We start from the raw sequence: 14,299 nt of genomic DNA, 5'->3' as shown, positions 1-14,299 counted from the left end.
CTTTGGCAATTTTTTTATATTAAAATTAATTTGTACCTTTGCCTCCTCAAACTAATTAAATAATTTAAACACTATGTTGTATCAGTACATCAATTCAGTACATTCATTATGTGCTTATGTAGTATTAATAGTACTATTTCTATCAACCATCAATGCTTTAGCAGGCTTCTTTACCAAAAAAGAATTCACCGTGAAAGACTTACGCCTAAGCCTCTTTACACTCATTTTTTCGCATATACAATTATTGTTAGGTTTATTGCTTTATGCCGTAACACCTCGCCTAATGGCTTGGCAAATGGGAGCTAAAATAGTAATGAAAGACAGCCTTTTGCGACAGCTTTTAGTAGAACACCCCTTGATGAATATCATTGCTGTAACGCTTATCACCATAGGCTGGGTAAAACACAAAAAACAAACTACCAATCGTGGTAAGTTTGGTAAAATAGCTATCTTCTACACTATCGCCCTTGTTTGTTTACTATCTATGATTCCTTGGCGACTTTGGTGGAACTTCTAAAATTATGATTATCATCAAATATATCTTTTGGATATTCTGGAAGAGCTGGTTTTATATCCTAAATCTCATACTACTTATTATGTTGCTACCCTTTCTGCTACTACTCACTGCCAACAAGCAGTGGTACAACGCTTTCTATTGGGTAGCACGGCACCTGTGGGCTACCCCAGTACTATATGGTATGGGGTTCTTTCCAAGTATCAAGTATGGGCATAAAGTACAACACATAGGCAGCGCAATGCTTGTAGCCAATCATTATAGTATGACCGATATTATGCTGATGTTCTACTGTAGCAAGCAGCCCTTTGTATTTGTAGGCAAAGCAGAGCTCGCTAAATTACCTATATTTGGTTATTTCTATAAAAAAGTAGCTATTTTAGTAGATAGAAAAAGTCCTCAAAGCCGAAAAGAAGTTTATATACAAGCCTTGCAACGCATCAACGATGGGCAAAGTATCTGCATTTTCCCCGAAGGAGGCGTCCCAGATGATGAAAGCATCGTATTAGATAACTTCAAAGATGGAGCTTTCCGTATCGCAATAGAGTGTCAAATCCCCATTATCCCAATGGTATTTCACGATACCAAAAAACGTTTCCCTTTCCGATTTTTTGCAGGAAGCATAGGGCGTATGCGCGTAGATATACTTACCCCTATTACCACGCAAGGAAAAACATTAGAAGATAAAGATTCCCTCCGTGAAGAAGTGCGGTCTCTTATCCTACAGAAGCTTACCGCTGTAGCAAGCGAGCCACATATTTACCAATAACATCAAATTCTACATTCACAACACTACCTACTTTTAGCAAATGCAAGTTAGTATGTGCCAAAGTATAAGGAATTACCGCCACACCAAAACCATCTATAGCAGCATCCACTACAGTAAGGCTCACACCATTCACCGTGATAGAGCCTTTTTCTATCACTACATTCCCAGATGATGCATCATATTCAAAACTAAAACGAGTACTTCCTGCCTCTTCTTGTATGCGTACACAAGTAGCCGTTTGGTCTATATGCCCCTGCACTATATGCCCATCCAAGCGAGTATTTAATAGCATACCGCGTTCCAAATTCACTGCATCACCTACCTTCAAACTGCCCAAATGTGTCTTGGCAAGCGTCTCGGCAATCGCTGTTACTTTGTAAGTATCTCCTTCAATAGCCACTACCGTAAGGCATACCCCATTATGTGCCACACTTTGGTCTATTTTTAGTTCATTTGCAAACGAACTTCTTATATAAAGATGCAAATTAGCATTCTCGCGCTCCAAACGCACCACTTCACCTATTTCTTCTACAATCCCTGTAAACATAATTCTATATATTAATTAAGCTCATTTGTCAATTCAGCAAATACTGTTTTAGCACGCTTATTCTCATAAAGCACCTTATACACCGCATTCAATATAGGCGTTCTACTCGGTTTTTCCTGATTTAAGTTGATGTTATACGCACTTTTTGTAGCGTAATACCCCTCTGCCACCATATTCATTTCAGCCATCGTACTTTTCACCGTATAGCCTTTGCCTATCATAGTACCAAAAGTACGATTCCTACTAAAAAGAGAGTAAGCCGTAACCAGCAAATCGCCCAAATAAGCCGAATGGTTGATATTGCGCTTTATTTTATATATATGCTTAATATAACGCTCCATCTCGCGAATAGCATTACTCATCAGTACACTCTGGAAGTTATCACCATACCCCAAACCGTGAGCAATCCCAGCCGCTAAAGCATAAATATTCTTCAGCATAGCACCATATTCTATTCCAATCACATCATCCGATATCTTTGTTTTCACAAACGGGCGTGTCATTGCATCAGCTACAAAGCGCGCCTTTTCTTCATCAGTACAAGCAATAGTAAGGTATGACAAGCGTTCTAATGCTACCTCTTCGGCGTGGCACGGTCCCGCTACTACCCCTATTTGGTTATCAGGAACGCAATGTACCTTCTGTAAGTATTCGCCTACTATCATACCACTTTTAGGTTCAATACCCTTAATAGCCGAAAATATATTCTTATCAGAAAGTGGTAATGTTAATTTCTCAAGCTCATCATTCAAGAAAGCTGATGGAATACAAAGAATGATATAATCACTAAAAGCCACCGCTTCGTCCAAACTATTTGTAAGGTGTAATTTAGCAATGTTCAAATGCACATCACTCAAGTAGTTAGGATTGTGTTTTGTAGCTCTAATATGTTCTATAGCCTGCTCATTACGCATATACCAACACACTTTATCAATGTTGGCAGTGAGGATTTTTACCAAGGCAGTAGCCCAGCTTCCCCCTCCTATTACCGATATTCTTGTTTCCAAACCTATTCTTAATTTATAAATTTTGATTTTCTTATTTTTATTACGGCTTATTCTGCAAATGTATCAATGCAAACACCGCATAATTCACAATATCCTGATAGTTAGCCACTATCCCCTCACTCACCAAAGTCTTACCATTGTTATCCTCTATTTGTTTGATACGCAACAGCTTTTGTAGTATAAGATCAGTAAGAGAACTCACGCGCATATCGCGCCACGCCTCACCATAATCGTGATTTTTTGCCTCCATCAGGTTGCGAGTAGTAGTTACTTTTTGGTTGTAAAGCAAAACAGCCTCCTCAGTATCCAAATCAGGTTGGGGTGCTACCCCTTTTTCTATCTGAATAAGTGCCATTAGGGCATAATTAATAATCCCAATAAATTCAGGTTCTTCACCCTCATCTATTTTATGCACAGCGTTTTCTTGTAGTCCTCGTATGCGTTGTGCTTTTATAAAAATCTGGTCAGTAAGGGAAGGCAATCGCAGTATGCGCCACGCACAGCCGTAGTCTTTCATCTTATTGATAAACAAATTCCTACACTGCTCTATCACCCCGTTATATTGTTCTATTGTTTTATCCATTTCTACCATTATCAGGGTACAAATATACAAAACATTTTTTAATTCCTGAGCATATTACTCTGTTAAAATTTCCACTTACACATAAAATAAAAATAGAGTGTATAATACATTGAAAAACATTATTATATACGATAAACAGCAAAATCCATAATTTATAAAATCAAAAAAAGGGATAGATTTTTATCCAAAAACCTACCCCTTTTTTGTCGTTTAACTTTTTAAATTTATACCTCTACAGCTATTACAGATACGTAAGATTTGTTATTTTTCTTTTTTTCAAATTTTACGATACCATCCACTTTAGCATGTAGCGTATGGTCTTTACCTATATATACGTTTTCGCCAGCATTGTGTTGTGTACCACGTTGGCGCACGATAATATTACCTGCAATTGCAGCCTGACCACCAAATATCTTCACTCCTAATCGTTTTGAGTGAGACTCTCTACCGTTCTTTGAACTACCGACACCTTTTTTGTGAGCCATTTTCTTACATTTTTAAGTTTAACAATTATTTTACAACCACGTTTTCAATTACTACTTGTGTAAGATACTGACGGTGTCCGTTCTTCACTTTGTAACCTTTACGTCTTTTCTTTTTGAAAACAAGTACCTTGTCTCCTTTTAAGTGTTTTAAAACTTTTGCTTCTACTGAAGCTCCGCTTATAGCTGGGGCGCCTACTGTGATTGCTCCGTTATTATCCACAAGAAGTACGCGGTCAAACGTTACTTTTTCACCTTCTTCGTTTGGCAAACGGTGTACAAACAACTTTTGGTCTTTACTCACTTTAAATTGTTGCCCTGCTATCTCTACAATTGCATACATAGCTTTACTGTTTTAAATTAATTGTTTAAATTGGCTGCAAAGGTACTAATTATTTTTTAATTAACAAGTATCTTTTACAAAAAAAGTATTTTTTTTAATAACTGTGCTCATCTATCGTTACTTTGCCCCAGAATACTTTGTAAGCAAAATAAGTGTACAACAGCAATAACGGCGCGCCTATAGCCACTATCGTTAGCATTATTTCCAATGATTTAGGGCTTGCTGCAGCGTTATATATAGTAATACTATTACCACCCTCTAAAGTAGTGCGCAAAAATGCAGTATCGTGCAATTGCAAAGCTACGAGCACCATAAAGAAAGCTATGGTGAGTATACTCCCCACAAAGCCCCATTTGTAGTTCTTTTGCTTAATGAATACTGGTATAGCCACAATACTCAATAGCAAGAAAATAGGCATAACTTTCAGCCCTGTACTATTGGTAATATTTTCTATCAAATGAGGAGTTAAGAACGTATATACTGCCACAGCTACAAATAGCACCAAGAAAAGTAAATAAGCCACATTGATACGTTTAGCAATACGCTCCTGCATAACCCCGTGTGTTTTTATCATCAAGAACAAGCCTCCGTGTACTACAAATAGCATTACCGTCATCAAGCCTACCAATAGTGGATAAGGCGTAAGGAAAGTGAAAAGTGCCCCTCCTTGATATTCAAAATCGGCATCTAAAGGGAGCCCCTGTAGCAAGTTGCCTATTACCACCCCTAAGAGCAGAGGCAAGACGATACTGCACACGCTATACACTATATCCCAAGTGTTACGCCACGTTTGGTTATCCTCTTTACCGCGAAACTCAATAGACACTGCACGGAAAATGATAAAAGCTAAGAAAAGCATAAAAGGAGTATTCATAGCTGAGAACAGCGAAGCGTACATTAAGGGGAAGCCAGCAAAGATAGAAGCCCCACCAATTACCAGCCACGCCTCGTTACCATCCCATACAGGACCTATAGCATTCAGCGCTACACGGCGTTCCTCTTTTTTATCAAAAAACAAGTGCCACGCCCCCGCTCCAAAGTCGAAGCCGTCTAAGATAGCATAGCCTGTAATCAAAAAACCTATCACGATAAACCACCACGTAGGGTAGTCAATTCCTAAAAATGTTTCCATATAAACTAATTGTTATGCTGTTTGTAATTGAGGTTGATTTTCGCCCTCGTGCTCATCTATTCCGTGCACAATCTTCTTATTAAGCAAGTAGATAAATAGGGCAAAAAGTATCGTATAAATTACGGAGAATAAAATAATAGCGAAGAGTATTTGGTTAGCGGTAACTGCTTTAGAGAGTGCATCGCTAGTGCGCAAGAGTTTATACACTATCCAAGGTTGTCTACCCATTTCGGCAGCAAACCAGCCCACTTGGTTCCCTATTTGTGGTAAAAGTACCGCCCACACAAATACGTGCAGTAGCCAACGTTTTTCGTACAATTTGCCACGCCATAGCAAGAAAGAAGCATAAAGTGTGAGCAAAATGAGAAAGCCGCCTATAGCCACCATCATATGATAGAATTGAAATACAGCATTCACCTGCCCTGGGCGGTCATCCATAGCGTATTGGTCAAGACCTGTAACAGGTGTTTCGAAGTCGTTATGAAGCATAAACGACAATCCACCAGGTATTTTCAGCCCGTGAGTCACCTCACTTTGTTTATCTACCCAACCAAAGAGGTACAAGTCGGCAGCTTCGGTTTTGAAGTGTCCTTCCATAGCTGCCAATTTTTCGGGTTGATTTTTAGCTACTCCATCGGCAGAGCTGTGTCCTGAAAGTAATTGTAGCAAGCAAAAAGCAGTACCAATAAGCAGCGTAGTGCTGAATGCTTTTTTAGAGATAGCCACGTGTCGTCCTTTTAGCAGATACCAAGCGTGCACACTAAGTACTAAGAAGATACCTGCAAGGAAAGCTCCTTGCCATACGTGCCATATACGATCTATACTTGAGGGGTTGAAGACCATCGCCCAAAAGTCGGTAATTACAGCTTTAGCTTGCATACCTTCACCAGCTACCACGTAGCCTGCAGGGGTTTGTTGCCAGCTATTGGCAATGACAATCCAGATAGCCGAACACATAGAGCCCAAGAAAACACCTACAGTAGCCAAAAAGTGCCACACAGGTTTTACCTTGTTCCAGCCAAAAAGTACAATACCTAGGCAGGTACTTTCTAGCGCAAAAGCAAATACTCCTTCAGCAGCCAATGCACTACCAAAAATATCGCCTACATAGCGCGAATAAGTAGCCCAGTTGGTACCAAATTCAAATTCCATTACAATACCCGTAGCCACGCCTATACCAAAGGTAAGTGAGAATATACGCGTCCAGAAGCGGGCAAGCGTATCGTACTCTTTTTTGCCCGTAAAAAGGTAAATACCTTTAAAAACAGACATTAATAGTCCTAAACCGATGCTTAGCGGTGGATAAATGTAATGGAACGCAATCGTCAGTGCGAACTGAATTCTTGCTAAAATTTCTGTTTCCATACGAATGAGTGATTTAGTTATTATTTTTTTACACGACAAAGATACAACATAATGCTAAAATAAAAAAGCAAAAGTTAAAAAATCGTTAATTTTATAAAGATTCTAAATTATAGTTGTAATTAGTCCTACATTACAACCAACTGCTAAAAATCAAATTTTTCTTCGTCTTCTATTTGGTTATCAGCTTTTTCTTTGCTACAGTCTATCTGTATTTGTATGTTTTGGGGTGCTGGGAATGGAGATTTAGAAACTGCTAAATCTTTATCGGCATAACATTTTTTCATATAATATCCCCAAGTGGGCAACGCCATTGTAGCTCCTTGTCCATAGGCTGTTGTGCGGAAGTGAATAGTGCGATCTTCACCGCCTACCCATACTCCTGTAACCAAATTGGGCACCATTGCTATAAACCAACCATCGCTGTTGTTTTGGGTAGTACCTGTTTTGCCTGCTATAGGGTTTGTAAATTGGTACGGATAGCCTGTCATTACATTTTTATATACAGCGTTGTAGGTATCAGCTCCTTTTGAGCGCAATCGTGCGCCTGAACCATAACGGGTTACCCCTTCCATTAAATTTACTACAGCGCGAGCTACTTCGGCATTTACTACATCGTGGGTTTCGGGAGTGTTTTCAAATAGTACGGTACCGTTTTTGTCTTCTATACGGGTTACCAATACGGGTTTTACATACACTCCTTCATTAGCAAACGTACCATAAGCGGCAACCATTTCAAAGACGGTAGCATCGGCGGTTCCTAAGGCAATGGAGGGCAGTTCGGGAAGCTCACTAGTGATACCTAATTTTTTCACTAAATTGATGACAGGTATAGGTCCTACCTTATCCATCAAATTTACTGTAATAGAGTTGACAGAGTTTGCCAAAGCTGCCTTTAGTGTCATCAGTTTGCCAGTAAATGTACCCGTAGAGTTTCGGGGGCACCAAGGCTGGATATTGTCGTATTTGCCTGCTTCTATACAAGTTTGTATATCGGGCAATTCCATACAAGGCGAGTAATGCAGCTGGTCTATGGCTGTAGCATACACAAAAGGCTTGAAGGTAGAACCTGTTTGGCGTGCGCCTTGTATTACTTGGTCATACTGGAAGTGCTTGTAGTTGATACCTCCCACCCAAGCTTTTATATGCCCTGTTTGAGGCTCCATAGACATCATTCCTGTACGCAAAAACGACTTGTAGTACAATATAGAATCGCGAGGAGACATTATAGTATCGCGCTCTCCGCGCCAGCTAAACACACGCATTTCTATTTTTTTATCAAAAGATGCTCGTATTTCGGCTTCAGAATAGCCTAAATACTTCATATGCGTCCAGCGGTTGGAGTTTTTCATCGCTTTTTCTATCAGGTTTTTATACTCCTCTTTGGTTACTTTCACAAAAGGATAGGTACTATTCTTTTTGCGGTTATTTTCGGCATCAAAAGCGCGTTGCAGCTCTCGCATATGCATTTTTACGGCTGTTTCGGCATAAGTTTGCATTTTTGAATCTATGGTAGTATATACTTTCAAGCCGTCTAAGTACAAATTATGCTTTGTACCATCTGCTTTAGGGTTTTGGGCTATCCAGTTTTTCATATACGAGCGCAGATACTCACGGAAATAAGTAGCAATCCCATCGTTGTAACTTTCGGGGGTAAATTTAATCTTTAGTGGCAGTTGTTGCAGTGAGTCTTTTTGCTCTTGGGTAATGTAGTTGTTTTTTAGCATTTGTGCAAGCACCACATTACGCCTATTGATTTCGCCTTGAGGGTTGCGAATAGGGTTGTAAAGTGCCGAGTTTTTAAACATACCTACGAGCATTGCCCCTTCTTCTATTTTGAGTTGTTTAGGGTCTTTGTCAAAGTATATTTTGGCTGCCGAGCGAATCCCATCGGCGTTGTTGTTGAAGTCGTAAATATTGAAGTACATTGCCAAAATTTCCTCTTTGGTGTACTGTTTTTCAAGCCTTGTAGCGATAACCCATTCTTTTATTTTTTGGGTGTAACGCTCTATGCCACGTGTTTTTTCTTTATGAAAAAGTTGCTTGGCGAGCTGTTGTGAGATGGTAGAAGCACCTCCTTTTTTACCCAAATAAGCCATTGCGCGAATTGTACCGCGCAAATCGATACCTGAATGTTCGTAAAAACGTTCGTCTTCGGTAGCGATAAGAGCATCTACTAAGTGTTTTGGTAAATCTTTAAACTTGATAGGGGTACGGTTTTCATCTAAATAAAACTTTCCTAACGATTTGCCATCGGCAGTAACAATTTCGGTAGCCAAATTTGTTTCGGGGTTTTCTAAGTGTTGAAAATCGGGCATATCGCCTAACAGTCCCCACGAAGCTGACAAGAATAGCAATATAATGCTTACTACTCCTGCTGCAAACAGCCCCCAGAACCATTTTACAATGGGGCTGAAGGTCTGTTTTTTTGTTTTTTTATTTGCCGTTTTATTCATTGTATATTTGTGTTGCTATTTTACTTTTTCAATTCTGACGCCCACTTCGGTAATGCCTTGTAAGGTTATAACGCCTTCATTATCGCCTATTTTTCGCATTGCTTGTTCTATTTTCAGTACATACTTGCCTTTTGCGGGGAATTGGTAATTTTCTTTGTACCACAACTTGCTTTCTTTCACTGCCGAAAAGCCTTCGCCCAGCCATTTGCCTTCGGGGGTAGCCATTTCATATTCTAAGGTATCAACCACCATATTATCGCTATTAGGCAGTTCTAATTTGGTAATTAAAAACAAGTTGCTAAAAGGATAACGCTCATCATTGCGCAACATTATAAACAAATTGCGAGCAGTGAGAGTATCATTTTCATCAAACTGAAACACTATGGGCTTGTGAGCATCCCAGCCATTGGGCAATGATACATATTGGCTGTATTCTACTTTACTGTTGCAAGCTGTTAGCAATATTATAGATAACAAACTTATTAGCGTTCTCATTCTTGTTTATCGTTATTAGATGATTTAGTTTTATTTACCTTGTTAGCAAAAGGGTCGAGGTTGCGGCGCACATTTGGATTTTGTTGTCGCTTCGTGTTGGCTATTTTTTGTTTTTGTTGTAATTTTTTACTATTGGTATTTGCCTCTGGAGCTGGATTTTTCTTAGGAGGCTGATTGGTATTTATAGGGGGCTGTGTGGGCTGCTCTATAGGCAACTTCAATTCTTTATTTGCTTTTAATACCTCTTCGCCTGTACGTTTCAGTTCGGCAGCTTTATTTACATTTTTAGGTTGTTTTTTGTTGTTTTTATTGTTGCTTTCGCTTTTATTCTCGGCTTTTTGCTCATCTTTAGGCTCTGCATTTGCATTTTTCACCTCTTTAGCCTGCATTTCTTTAGGTTGTGCCTCTTTATTTGATTTTTTTCGTTTGTTTTTGCGGCGTTTAGGGGTATCAAAACGGGTAATGCTGTCTTCTTCAACAGGCAAAAGTTCCATATCGCTATTGGCACTACTACGATGTGAAGGCAAATCGCTTACTATGGCGTATTCTTCTAGTTCTTCTATACGTTCATTGTTCTTGTTGAGGGCAATAATTTCTTTCACGCTATCTACTGATAGTTTATACCAAGTCATTGGGTTTTCGTCGTAGGTAAACCACATCAGGCGTTTAAAGATATCTACCTTTTGGCAAGAAGCAGTACCGCGTTCGGTATGTATTTTAGTGTCTGTTTTAGGGAAGTCTTGCAAGGCATCTAAGTAGGTGTCGAGCTCAAAGTTCAGGCAGCATTTTAGTTTGCCGCATTGTCCTGCTAACTTTTGAGGGTTCAGCGAGAGTTGTTGGTATCGGGCAGCTGAAGTAGAGACACTTCTAAAATCGGTAAGCCACGTAGCGCAACAGAGTTCTCTTCCGCAAGAGCCTACGCCTCCTAAACGGGCAGCTTCTTGCCTGAATCCTATTTGTCGCATTTCGATACGTACTGAAAAAGCTTTTGCCATATCTTTTATCAGTTGCCTGAAATCTACACGACCTTCGGCGGTATAATAGAAGGTAGCTTTAGAGCCATCTCCTTGGAACTCAACATCGGAGATTTTCATTTCTAATCCTAAAGCGATAGCCAACTCACGAGAACGTTTTTGTACTTCTACTTCTTTGGCACGGGACTCTTGCCACACATCTATATCGTGCTGGTTGGCTTTACGATAGACAATGGGCAGGTCGGCATTTTCCCAAGCGATGCGGCGTTTTTTCATTTGCAGCCTTACCAATTCTCCTGTAAGGCTTACTACCCCAACATCGTGCCCTGAAGGTGCTGCTGTAGCTACAACATCACCTATTTGTAGTGGTAATTTATTGGTATTGCGAAAATATTCTTTTCGGCTATTTTTAAAACGAACCTCTACACAATCAAAATACTCCTGACCGCCAGGTAGTTGGGTATTGGAAAGCCAATCGAATACTGAGAGTTTTACACTCCCAAAGCTATGAATACCATTATTGGTACAATCTGAATAAGGATTATTGGGGTTATTATTATAGGTGCAATTATTGCAACTCATTGTAAAATGGATAAATTAATTAATTATAAAATTAAGGAATAGCGCTATAAGTGCGCTGTATGAATGTGCAAAGATAGTATATTTTTTTGAATGAGCAATATATTTGTTACATACTCGGTTGCGCCAGCTCGGTGCGAGCCGTACAAGCTTTTATCCTTCGCTCAACCTTCGTCACATACTCGGCTGCGCCAGCTCGCCGACTTTCCTTCGGTGAAGCTTCGGCGACGAGAGGGGGGAGTAATTCTGAATTTTGAATTGATGGGACTATTGGGAGTGAAGCAAAAAAAGAGGTTGTCCGAAAAGTTTTGTTTGTGAGGGCGATTTGCCAATCGCCCCTACAATATAAATAAAAATGATTGATTATCAGAGCAATTAACTTTGTCAAACTTTGAAAGTTTGCTAAAGTGTGTGGCATTGGGAGTGAGGCAAAAAAAACTTTGTCAAACTCTGAAAGTTTGACAAAGTGTGTGGCGCATTTGTTTATTTCATTTTTTTTCATAAATTTGCCTTGAAATAACTAACAGATAATAACTAAACATTTTATGATAAAATTACATATCACCAATGAAACCAACAAGTTACGGGCAGTCATTTTAGGTACTGCTCAAAGCAATGGCGCAACTCCCAAGTTGAAGGATGCTTACGACCCTAAGTCGGCAGAGCATATCAAAGCGGGTACTTACCCTGTAGAAGCTGATATGGTAAGCGAAATGGAGGCTTTTGATGCGGTACTCAAAAAACATAACGTAACGGTATATCGCCCAGAAATTATCAATGATTGTAACCAAATATTTAGTCGCGACATTGGCTTTGTGATTGAAGATACATTCATCAGGGCAAATATATTGCCTAACCGACAGGAAGAACTGCAAGCGATAGAGTACATTATCAATCAAATTTCGCCTGAAAAAGTAATCACTCCACCTAAGGAAGTGCATATTGAGGGCGGTGATGTAATGCCTTATAACGACTATATTTTTATAGGTACGTACAAAGGTGAGGATTACTCACAACAAATTACTGCCCGTACTAATATGGCAGGGGTAGCTTTTATTAAACAACTGTTTCCTAACAAGATAGTAAAGGAATTTGACCTTGTAAAATCGAGCAGCGAAGCTCGTGATAATGCCTTGCACTTAGATTGTTGCTTTCAGCCTGTAGGCACCAATAAGGGTATTATTTATAAAGAGGGGTTCCGCAATCCTGCTGATTACGAGTATTTGGCAGCTCTTTTTGGAACTGAAAACTTGTTTCATATCACACGTGATGAAATGTACCAAATGTGCAGTAATGTATTTTCTATCTCGCCAGAAGTAGTAGTATCGGAGGCGCACTTTACGCGCCTAAATGAGTGGTTACAAGCACAAGGTTTTACGGTGGAAAAAGTGCCTTATGCGGAGATTGCCAAACAAGAAGGCTTGCTGCGTTGCTCTACCCTTCCTTTGATAAGGGACTGATAGCAAAGGTAGTGGGGCAAAAGCTTTGTGAAGGATTATTCTATTTAGATTAGGTATATATTTTTATTTTTGCCATAAAAGTTTGTTGTAAATATCTGTTATTTGCAATGAACTTTTTAACTTTGCAGCTTGAATTGAATAACAATCAAAAAAACGTTATGACTCCCCATACAAATACCAAAAACAAGAATTTTTATTGCATAGGGCTCAGCTACCTGAAAGCTGATGCTACCATACGCGGTATTTTCAGTATATCTGCCGAAAATAAAGAATTATTGCTACAAAGGGCTAAAGAGCTGCAGTTTGAAGAGTTATTGCTTATCTCTACTTGCAACCGCACTGAGCTGTATGGCTATGCTGAGAATCCTTTTCAGCTGATACAATTGTTGTGTAGTTATTCTAACGGTACTATTGACGAGTTCCAGAAAGTGGGTTATGTGTATAAAAGCAAAGAGGCATTGCAACATCTTTTTGAGGTAGGCACAGGGCTCAACAGCCAGATATTGGGTGATTTTGAAATTATAGGGCAGATAAAACAAGCCTTTGCTCTCTCTCGTGAAAAGGGGTTGGCTAATGCTTTCCTTGAGCGACTGATGAACAGCGTTATCAATGCCAGCAAGCGCATTAAAAACGAAACGGTGCTATCATCAGGGGCTGCCTCAGTGTCTTTTACGGCAGTGCAGTATATTATGCAACATATTGCTGATGTTTCTAACAAAAATATTCTACTTTTTGGGATAGGCGAAATAGGGCGCAATACCTGCGAAAACCTGATTAAGCATACCCAAAACGACCATATAACCCTCATCAACCGCACTAAGCAAAAGGCGGAAGAGGTAGCAGGAAAATTCAACGTAATTGTAAAAGATTTTGAAACGCTTACTGCCGAGCTTGCTCATACTGATGTGCTTATTGTAGCTACAGGGGCAGCAACTCCTACTATACACCCAGAACACATAGGCAGTAATCCTTTGCTTATTCTTGATTTATCTATCCCTAAAAACGTATCTGAAGCAGTGAAAGCACTGCCTAACGTTACGGTTGTTCATATGGACGAGCTTTCAAAACGAAAAGACGAAGCCTTAGAGCGCCGCAAAGAGGCTATCCCACAGGCATTGCAAATTATTAAAGAAGTAAAAGAGGAGTTTTTACAATGGCTAGACAATAGGAAGTTTGCTCCTACTATCAAAGCACTTAAAACGAAGTTGGAACACTTAAAAGATAATGAATTAGATTTTCAACGAAAAAAGTTGGCTAACTTCAACGAAGAGCAAGCGGAACAAATAGCCAACCGCATTATACAAAAGATAACGACACAGTTTGTAAATCACCTAAAAGATACCAATTCGCTAGACGAGAGTATCAGTTGGTTACAAGAGGTTTTTCAGCTGGAAGTAGCGAGCTAAAAAGCTGGAATTGTTATATAAAAGGCTGTTCAGGAAAGTTTTTGTTTAGACTTTTTTGGACAGCCTTTGTAGTAAAACTTTGTGATTTACAAAAAATGATGTATCTTTGCCAAGTGAAACCATACTACTTGATTATGAAGCTGTTTAAACTTTTTCCTATAATAAAGTAAAAGTTCCCGAAAATTAGTAA

General features: G+C 39.4%; 13 protein-coding genes and 1 pseudogene. 4 read left to right on the top strand and 10 right to left on the bottom strand.

From position 1 onward, the window contains the following. Positions 1 to 73: 73 nt before the first annotated feature. Together HMPREF9075_RS10370 and HMPREF9075_RS10365 are read left to right on the top strand one after the other, a co-directional pair. Positions 74 to 517 carry a hypothetical protein gene (locus HMPREF9075_RS10370; RefSeq protein ID WP_009416548.1) on the top strand — a complete coding sequence of 148 codons (444 nt, stop codon included), beginning with the start codon at positions 74 to 76 and terminating at the stop codon, positions 515 to 517. Positions 518 to 521: 4 nt separating this feature from the next. Then, complete coding sequence (locus HMPREF9075_RS10365; protein ID WP_009416547.1) at positions 522 to 1,283, top strand: 1-acyl-sn-glycerol-3-phosphate acyltransferase; 762 nt, start codon at positions 522 to 524, stop codon at positions 1,281 to 1,283. On the opposite strand, the gene HMPREF9075_RS10360 is transcribed toward HMPREF9075_RS10365, so the two are convergent. From HMPREF9075_RS10360 to HMPREF9075_RS10315, 10 genes and pseudogenes are all read right to left on the bottom strand, one after another. After that, positions 1,246 to 1,830, bottom strand: coding sequence for a riboflavin synthase (locus HMPREF9075_RS10360; protein ID WP_009416546.1), 585 nt, complete (start codon positions 1,828 to 1,830; stop codon positions 1,246 to 1,248). The genes HMPREF9075_RS10365 and HMPREF9075_RS10360 overlap by 38 nt on opposite strands. Positions 1,831 to 1,841: 11 nt before the next feature. Further along, a complete protein-coding gene (locus HMPREF9075_RS10355) occupies positions 1,842 to 2,837 on the bottom strand; it encodes an NAD(P)H-dependent glycerol-3-phosphate dehydrogenase (RefSeq protein ID WP_009416545.1) in 996 nt (331 codons plus the stop codon). Between the two features lie 40 nt (positions 2,838 to 2,877). Further along, positions 2,878 to 3,420, bottom strand: a complete 543-nt coding sequence (locus HMPREF9075_RS10350) for a DUF1599 domain-containing protein (RefSeq protein WP_034557574.1) — start codon at positions 3,418 to 3,420, stop codon at positions 2,878 to 2,880. Between the two features lie 224 nt (positions 3,421 to 3,644). Next, a complete protein-coding gene (gene rpmA, locus HMPREF9075_RS10345) occupies positions 3,645 to 3,905 on the bottom strand; it encodes a 50S ribosomal protein L27 (protein WP_009416543.1) in 261 nt (86 codons plus the stop codon). A gap of 34 nt (positions 3,906 to 3,939) precedes the next feature. Beyond that, positions 3,940 to 4,245 (bottom strand): annotated as a pseudogene (gene rplU / locus HMPREF9075_RS10340) (50S ribosomal protein L21); the annotation flags it as partial. Between the two features lie 94 nt (positions 4,246 to 4,339). Continuing rightward, positions 4,340 to 5,377, bottom strand: coding sequence for a cytochrome d ubiquinol oxidase subunit II (gene cydB, locus HMPREF9075_RS10335; protein ID WP_009416541.1), 1,038 nt, complete (start codon positions 5,375 to 5,377; stop codon positions 4,340 to 4,342). Positions 5,378 to 5,389: 12 nt separating this feature from the next. Beyond that, positions 5,390 to 6,742: a cytochrome ubiquinol oxidase subunit I gene (locus tag HMPREF9075_RS10330; RefSeq protein ID WP_009416540.1), complete on the bottom strand. Its 1,353-nt coding sequence runs from the start codon at positions 6,740 to 6,742 to the stop codon at positions 5,390 to 5,392. Between the two features lie 143 nt (positions 6,743 to 6,885). Next, positions 6,886 to 9,195 (bottom strand): penicillin-binding protein 1A, encoded by a 2,310-nt coding sequence (locus HMPREF9075_RS10325; protein WP_009416539.1) that lies wholly within the window; start codon positions 9,193 to 9,195, stop codon positions 6,886 to 6,888. Positions 9,196 to 9,210: 15 nt separating this feature from the next. Next, entirely contained in the window at positions 9,211 to 9,690 is a 480-nt protein-coding gene (locus HMPREF9075_RS10320) for a gliding motility lipoprotein GldH (RefSeq protein ID WP_009416538.1), read from the bottom strand. Further along, on the bottom strand, positions 9,687 to 11,246 hold the full coding sequence (locus tag HMPREF9075_RS10315) for a regulatory iron-sulfur-containing complex subunit RicT (RefSeq protein WP_009416537.1): 1,560 nt from the start codon (positions 11,244 to 11,246) through the stop codon (positions 9,687 to 9,689). Before HMPREF9075_RS10315 ends, HMPREF9075_RS10320 begins: the two co-directional genes overlap by 4 nt. Positions 11,247 to 11,788: 542 nt before the next feature. Here HMPREF9075_RS10315 and HMPREF9075_RS10305 point away from each other — a divergent pair. After that, the gene (locus HMPREF9075_RS10305) at positions 11,789 to 12,703 is read left to right on the top strand and encodes a dimethylarginine dimethylaminohydrolase family protein (protein WP_009416535.1); all 915 of its coding nucleotides are present in this window, start codon (positions 11,789 to 11,791) and stop codon (positions 12,701 to 12,703) included. Positions 12,704 to 12,861: 158 nt separating this feature from the next. Then, on the top strand, positions 12,862 to 14,109 hold the full coding sequence (hemA, locus tag HMPREF9075_RS10300) for a glutamyl-tRNA reductase (RefSeq protein ID WP_034557571.1): 1,248 nt from the start codon (positions 12,862 to 12,864) through the stop codon (positions 14,107 to 14,109). Positions 14,110 to 14,299: the final 190 nt, after the last annotated feature.

Origin of the sequence: Capnocytophaga sp. oral taxon 332 str. F0381 (genome assembly GCF_000318275.2) — a bacterium.
Lineage (GTDB): Bacteria > Bacteroidota > Bacteroidia > Flavobacteriales > Flavobacteriaceae > Capnocytophaga > Capnocytophaga bilenii.
The sequence above is the reverse complement of the archived record's forward strand: the minus strand, read 5'-3'. Positions and strand labels throughout refer to the sequence as shown.

Coding starts and splice junctions, on each gene's coding strand:
- HMPREF9075_RS10325 (WP_009416539.1), bottom strand. CDS start 9,195: ATGAATAAAACGGCAAATAAAAAAACAAAAAAACAGACCTTCAGCCCC.
- hemA (WP_034557571.1), top strand. CDS start 12,862: ATGACTCCCCATACAAATACCAAAAACAAGAATTTTTATTGCATAGGG.
- HMPREF9075_RS10320 (WP_009416538.1), bottom strand. CDS start 9,690: ATGAGAACGCTAATAAGTTTGTTATCTATAATATTGCTAACAGCTTGC.
- HMPREF9075_RS10370 (WP_009416548.1), top strand. CDS start 74: ATGTTGTATCAGTACATCAATTCAGTACATTCATTATGTGCTTATGTA.
- HMPREF9075_RS10330 (WP_009416540.1), bottom strand. CDS start 6,742: ATGGAAACAGAAATTTTAGCAAGAATTCAGTTCGCACTGACGATTGCG.
- HMPREF9075_RS10365 (WP_009416547.1), top strand. CDS start 522: ATGATTATCATCAAATATATCTTTTGGATATTCTGGAAGAGCTGGTTT.
- HMPREF9075_RS10305 (WP_009416535.1), top strand. CDS start 11,789: ATGATAAAATTACATATCACCAATGAAACCAACAAGTTACGGGCAGTC.
- cydB (WP_009416541.1), bottom strand. CDS start 5,377: ATGGAAACATTTTTAGGAATTGACTACCCTACGTGGTGGTTTATCGTG.
- HMPREF9075_RS10350 (WP_034557574.1), bottom strand. CDS start 3,420: ATGGATAAAACAATAGAACAATATAACGGGGTGATAGAGCAGTGTAGG.
- HMPREF9075_RS10315 (WP_009416537.1), bottom strand. CDS start 11,246: ATGAGTTGCAATAATTGCACCTATAATAATAACCCCAATAATCCTTAT.
- HMPREF9075_RS10360 (WP_009416546.1), bottom strand. CDS start 1,830: ATGTTTACAGGGATTGTAGAAGAAATAGGTGAAGTGGTGCGTTTGGAG.
- rpmA (WP_009416543.1), bottom strand. CDS start 3,905: ATGGCTCACAAAAAAGGTGTCGGTAGTTCAAAGAACGGTAGAGAGTCT.